At 70.7% G+C, this 5,743-nt stretch carries 6 protein-coding genes; 4 read left to right on the top strand and 2 right to left on the bottom strand.

Annotated features, from left to right (window positions below; all coding sequences use genetic code 11):
* Positions 1-444: aldehyde dehydrogenase family protein (locus K8V84_RS21840; protein ID WP_304078113.1), on the bottom strand; the 444-nt coding region annotated here is incomplete at its 3' end.
* Positions 445-572: 128 nt separating this feature from the next.
* Positions 573-1,838 carry a GAF domain-containing protein gene (locus K8V84_RS21845; RefSeq protein ID WP_304078116.1) on the bottom strand — a complete coding sequence of 422 codons (1,266 nt, stop codon included), beginning with the start codon at positions 1,836-1,838 and terminating at the stop codon, positions 573-575.
* A gap of 629 nt (positions 1,839-2,467) precedes the next feature.
* Between K8V84_RS21845 and K8V84_RS21850 the strand changes: the two genes are divergently transcribed.
* The 4 genes from K8V84_RS21850 to K8V84_RS21865 form a co-directional block, all read left to right on the top strand.
* Complete coding sequence (locus K8V84_RS21850) at positions 2,468-2,653, top strand: hypothetical protein (protein ID WP_304078119.1); 186 nt, start codon at positions 2,468-2,470, stop codon at positions 2,651-2,653.
* Between the two features lie 366 nt (positions 2,654-3,019).
* The gene (locus K8V84_RS21855) at positions 3,020-3,844 is read left to right on the top strand and encodes a hypothetical protein (protein ID WP_304078121.1); all 825 of its coding nucleotides are present in this window, start codon (positions 3,020-3,022) and stop codon (positions 3,842-3,844) included.
* 99 nt (positions 3,845-3,943) lie between these two features.
* Positions 3,944-4,600 carry a hypothetical protein gene (locus K8V84_RS21860; RefSeq protein ID WP_304078124.1) on the top strand — a complete coding sequence of 219 codons (657 nt, stop codon included), beginning with the start codon at positions 3,944-3,946 and terminating at the stop codon, positions 4,598-4,600.
* Between the two features lie 55 nt (positions 4,601-4,655).
* A partial coding sequence (locus tag K8V84_RS21865) for a serine/threonine-protein kinase (protein WP_304078126.1) occupies positions 4,656-5,743 on the top strand: 1,088 nt, incomplete at its 3' end.

Below are 5,743 nucleotides of genomic sequence, written 5' to 3' on the forward strand. Positions count from 1 at the left end.
GACGGTGTCGCCGTCGATCTGGGAGCTGTGGCCCTCCTGGGCGCGGACCGCGCCGGCGAAGTAGCGGAAGTGGTCGATGGCCAGCGGTATGTCGGCGGCCAGGCACTCGCGGACCGCCTTGCCGTTCTCCCAGGACTCGGCGACCGCGATCCGTTCGAGGTTCTCCTCCATGCGGTCGGCGATCTTGTTGAGGATCAACGCGCGCTCGGCGGCGCTGGTTCGGCCCCACGCGGGCGCGGCTCCGTGCGCGGCGTCGAGTGCGAGTTCGATGTCGTCGGCACCGCTCTGGGCCACCTCGGTGAAGGTGCGCCCGGTGATCGGGCTCGGGTTCTCGAAGTAGCGTCCCTTGACCGGCTTGACCCACTCGCCTCCGATCCAGTTGTCGTAACGCGGCGCGTACTGGACGACGCTGCCGGCCTCACCGGGGGGAGCGTAGATCGCCATTGGTGTGCCTCCTTCGACGTGGGAGCGCCGGTGGTCGCCGCCCCGGCGCGAAGTTCCCAGGGACGGTCGGGTGTGACGCTAGTTACATCGAGGTTGCGACCACGTTGCAACGGTGCGTGAACCCGTGTTCAGTAGCCCGACCTGCGCAGACGGACCCGCAGCGTGGCGTGCCGGGGCGACCCCGGGTCGGTGGCGCGCAACGCGGCGTCGAGCACCCGGGGGTCCTCGCGCCACTCCGGCTGTTCCGACCACGCCAGCAGGGTCCTCGGGTCGGCGTGGGCGGCGAGCACCTCGCACACCTCCGCCTGGAGTTCGTCGCGTTCCTCCACCACCCCCGGAGCCTCCGAACGCGGCAGCACGTGCCCCTCGTAGACGTTGACGGCCTGGCGATAGTCGCCCTCCCCCAGGTGTTCGCGCACCTGGTCCAGGTCGGTGCGCACCGGCCGGAGCAGCCGGTAGGGGCGAGAGGCGAACAGGTCGTTGCCCAGCAGGCGACGCATCCTCGACATCTCCGCCCGGATCGTCACCGGTGAGGCGTCGCGTTCGTGCAGCAGGACGCCGAGGGCGTCACCGGTCAGACCCCGTGGATGCCGCGTCAACAGCAGGAGGATCTCGGAGTGGCGGGTACTGAGCTCGACGGAGCGACCGTCCACTTCGAGGAGTCCCTGATCGCGACCGAGCACCCGGAATCGGGCCGGGGTGCGCGGATCACGCGGGGCGGGCGGCGGTCCGCTTAGCCGACGGGCCCGGATCTCCATCTCCGCGGCGGCCGCCGCGGCTCGGACCAGCGCCAACGCCTGCGGCGAGGCCAGGTGGTCACCACCGGTGAGGTCCAGGACCCCCAGGAGCGCGCCGGTGTCGGGGTCGTGCAGGGGCGCGGCGGAGCAGCTCCAGTGCTGCACTCCCCGGCTGTAGTGCTCGCTGGCGAAGACCTGCACCTCGTGGTCCAGGGCCAGGGCGACCCCGGGCGCGTTGGTGCCGACCGAACGTTCGTGCCAGTTCGCGCCCTCCACGAAGTGCATCTCCTCGGCACGGGTGCGCAGCCCGTAATCGCCCTCCACCCACAGCAGGCGCCCGGACACGTCGCCGACCGCGAGGATCTGCGGACCCGGGGCGCCTTCGAGCAGCAGTCGTCGCAGCAGCGGCATGGTGGCGGCGAGCGGATGCGCGTCGCGCTGGTCGTCCAGGTCGGGTCCGGTGACTTCGAGTCGGGGAAGGGTCAGGTCCGGATCGATCCCGTGCCGGGCGCTGCGCCGCCAGGACTCGCCGACCACGGAGCGCACGCGACCGCTGAGTCGGCCGGAGTCGGTGAAGCGTTCGTGCGCGACGGCCACGTCCCGGCGCACACTGTCCGGGTCGCTCTCCCACGACCACGCGTTCCATGCCCTGGACATCGGTGGGTCCCTCCGTCGCGGTGGCTGCGCTCCCGGCGTCCTCTTGCCCTAGGCCCCTGATTGAATCCCCAGGTGAGGGTCTTGACAAGGGGTTCACCGGAACTACTGACGAGTTGCCCCGCTCACGACATGTATGTACCCGCGAGGCCCCATGTCTCACTGAGACCAAGGTGCCCGATTCCGCTCTTGCCAGGGCGTTCTGCAACACTTCGTGCATGCGCAATCCCCCTCGGCGTCCACCCGGGTACCCCGTACCACCCGCGCCTCCCCCCGGCTCCGGTCACATGGGTGGCCGCAGGACCCGGCACGGAAGAGGACGTCCCGTGCACGCGACCACCGGTGGTCCATCGTCCTCGCGATCGCCGCGGTGTCGTTGTTCTTCGGGCCCTACTTCTACAGCCATAACGCCTTCCTCCCGGGCCCCAACGTGCTGGAGCGGTTCGACGACGAGGAGGGAACGTACGCGGTCCACTCCTCCGAAGTGGGCCATGGCCCGTCCTGTTGGTTCTACGCGCCGGATGGAGGGATCGCCGGCAACGTCTCCCGCGTACCGGGCGGCAGCGACGTCAGCTTCGGTTCATGGGGAGTCCGAGGCGAGTTGGAGACCCCCCGAGCCCGGCACTCACAGGTTGCACCGCAACGGAAACTCCGACGAGTACGCCCTCGGCGGTACCGGGCCGATCCGCGCGTTCGAGCTCGTCAAGGTCCTCGTCACGATCACCGCTCTCTTCGTCGCCCCGTCCCTCCTCCTCGCGGCGATCGTGGTCGCGGTGGTCACCACCGTGCGTCGCCGTTCCGCCGTCCGTCAGCCCTGATCCGACCCAGCAGGTACCCCCATGTCGCAGCCACTCGAACCGTCGCCTTCCCCCGAGCCCGGAAACGAACGGCGACCGACCGGCCCACCACGTCTGGCAACGCCCGCTCAACCCCCGGCGGCTCCACCACCTTCGTATACGTACGGCGGAGCGTGGGCCCACCCGGTCCCCCTGCAACCGCCACCTCCCACCGGGCCGCCCGGTCCCCCTGATCCACCCGGCCCTCCGGGTCCCCCCGGGCCTCCGCCGGACCCACCGCACCGGCCGACTCCGCCGATCCCTCCGGAGCCGGACCCGAAGGCGATCCGTCCGAATAGGCGCTGGTACTGGGTCGGCGGCTCCCTGCTGCCCGCGGCGATCGTCTTCATGGTCGTGGTGTTGACCCTCACCGAGTGGTTCGAAGTGCCCTCTTGGGTGGGCGTGCTGACCATCCTGGTGCTGGTCCTCGCCATCTTCGCCACGTTCGGCATCGTCCTCGGTGTGTTCATCGCCAGGTCCACTCGTCTGGCGCAGCTGAACGCCGTGCGAACCCGGGCGACCATCGCCGCCGAACAGGCGAGATTCGGATTCCGCCCCATGCCCGCGCCATCGCGAGCACCTGCGACCCCGGCCGCGGACCGCCGCCCCCGCCGCAGGTGGTTCTTCCTCGTCCCGCTCATCCCGCCCGCCTTCGTCGGCGTCGGGTTACTGCTCTTCCACCTGTTCGGCGGCGGGCTGCCGGGCCCCGACAGGACCCCCGAGCTCGTCTCCGACGTGGTGGAGGGGAGCGGATCCACCGAGTTCTACGTCCGGACCGAAGACGTCGGAGAACTCGGTCTGTACGCCTCCCCTGCCGAACTCCACGTCGGAGACTGCCACATCGAGGGACCCGACCGCCCCTGGATCTCCGAACGCGAGGTCGGCCATCGTTGGAACGACTGGCGACTGGAGTACGCGGTCAACGTCTCCACACCGGGTCTCTATACACTGACCTGCGAGGGAGCCCTTGAACAGTCGCACGTGGTCGCGGAGACCCGCACCGCCCACGAGGCCGATCGGCGGGGCATGTTCCTGGTGTTGACCATCTTCGGAACCGTCCTCCTCGGAGTCGTCGCGATGATCGCGACACTCGTCACCCTCGCGATCCGGCGGGCGACCTACCCGGACCGCATGGCGAGACGGGCACGCGAGGCGGCCGGCCGAAACGGTTGACCGGGTTCGTGCAACGAAGTCCGACCGGCGCGCGTCTCAACGAACACCGCCGGCGGACCGCCCACCGGCGCTTTCACACCCGGTCGAGGTAGAACTGCGATGAGTCAGCACCCGCCTTACGGTCACCCCGGCCCCCACGGCCGCCCGAACATCCACGTCGACGCGCGTGAGGTCCGCCCCGGGAGGGGCTGGTTCGTCATCGGCGCCCTCGTCATCGCCGGTGGCATCGCCACGGCGATCGTGGGTTTCGTGCTCTCCCTGGTCTCCACGGTGAGCATCCCCGACTTCGAGGCCCGGGTGACCTCGGGTCAGGAGAGCTCCTTCACCGTGGCGGACCCCGGGTTCCAGCTCGGTCTGTACTCGTCCTCGGGCGGCGGCGGACAAGCGTGCGTCCTGCTGCTGCCCGACGGCGACCGGTCCGACTTCGACAGCCCCGGGTACAGCCACAACGTCGACATCGGCGCCGAGAGCTGGTCCCTGGTGGGGACGTACGAGCTCAGCGAGGCGGGTGAGTACACCCTGTCCTGTTCCGATGACTCCACCACCACCGAGTTCGCGGTGACGAACAACGGGGACGGTGGCGTCGAGATCGTGCGGGGCGTGGGCTCCACCATCCTGTGGGCTCTCGTCCCGTCCTTCCTCGGTCTGGTGCTCGGGCTGACGATCATCGTCACCACGGCGGTGCGGCGCGGCCGGTTCCAACGTCGACTGATCGCCGAACGACAGCAGCGGTACCACGGTCACGGGCCCCGCTAGGGCACACCCGCTCGCGCCGCGCACACCTTCGCATCGACATCCCCCGGGAGTGCCCGTGACCGCCGATATTCCGTCCCTTCCTCCCCTGAAGCCCCGCGATCCCGTCGAGATCGGCGGGTACCGGACCGTGGGTCGCCTCGGTGCCGGCGGCATGGGCGCCGTGTACGCCGCGCGGTCCCCCGACGGTGGGCTGGTCGCCGTCAAGCTCGTCCACGGTGACCTGGCCGCCGACCCCGAGTTCCGGGCACGGTTCCGACGCGAGGCCGACCTCGTCGGTCGGGTCGTCGGTCCGTGCGTGCCGAGGTTCCTGGCCCAGGACACCGACGCGGACCAACCCTGGTTGGCCACCGAGTACGTGTCGGGGCCGACCCTGCGTCAACACGTCCGCGCGCACGGGCCCCTCACCGGAACGTCCCTGCACGCCTTCGCGACCGGTGTCGCCGAGGCGTTGCGGGCCGTTCACGCCGCGGGGATCGTGCACCGCGACCTCAAACCGGGCAACGTCATCCTCGCGCCCGACGGACCCAAGGTGCTGGACTTCGGCATCGCACGGGCCATCGACGAAACCGCCATCACCCGAACCGGCGGGTTGTTCGGCACCCCGGGCTGGGTCGCCCCCGAACTCCTCAGGGGCGCTCCGCCATCGGTCGCCGCGGACGTCTTCGCGTGGGGCGGGTTGGTCGCCTACGCGGCCACCGGGCGTTCCCCCTTCGGGACGGGGTCGGCCGAGACGATGGCGGTGCGGGTCCTGGACGGGAAACCGGACCTGGCGGGGGTTCCGGACTCGCTGATGCCGCTGGTGCGGGCGGCGACCGGTCAGGATCCGCGGCAAAGACCCACCGTGGAGCAGGCACTCGCGGAACTGCTCGGCGCGGACCGGGCCACGATGGTCGGCCCGGGACCGGAGGCCACCGAACTCGTCACCCAAGTGCTGCGGAAGGGGTGGGAGGCGCCGCCCCCGCCCACCGTCTTCACCGGGGACCCGGTCCCGCGTCGGCGTCCGAAGCGGCGTCGGTCCCTGCTCCTGGCGGGGGCGGCCGTGTCCGCGTTGGTACTGGTGGCGGCCGGCGCTTGGGTGGCGGGCGACCGGTTCGCGCGAGAGCCCGAGGAGACGGGCGTGGGGGCCGGCGGAGAGACCACCGA

It is taken from the genome of Nocardiopsis listeri, from assembly GCF_020741345.1.
Classification (GTDB): domain Bacteria; phylum Actinomycetota; class Actinomycetes; order Streptosporangiales; family Streptosporangiaceae; genus Nocardiopsis; species Nocardiopsis listeri_A.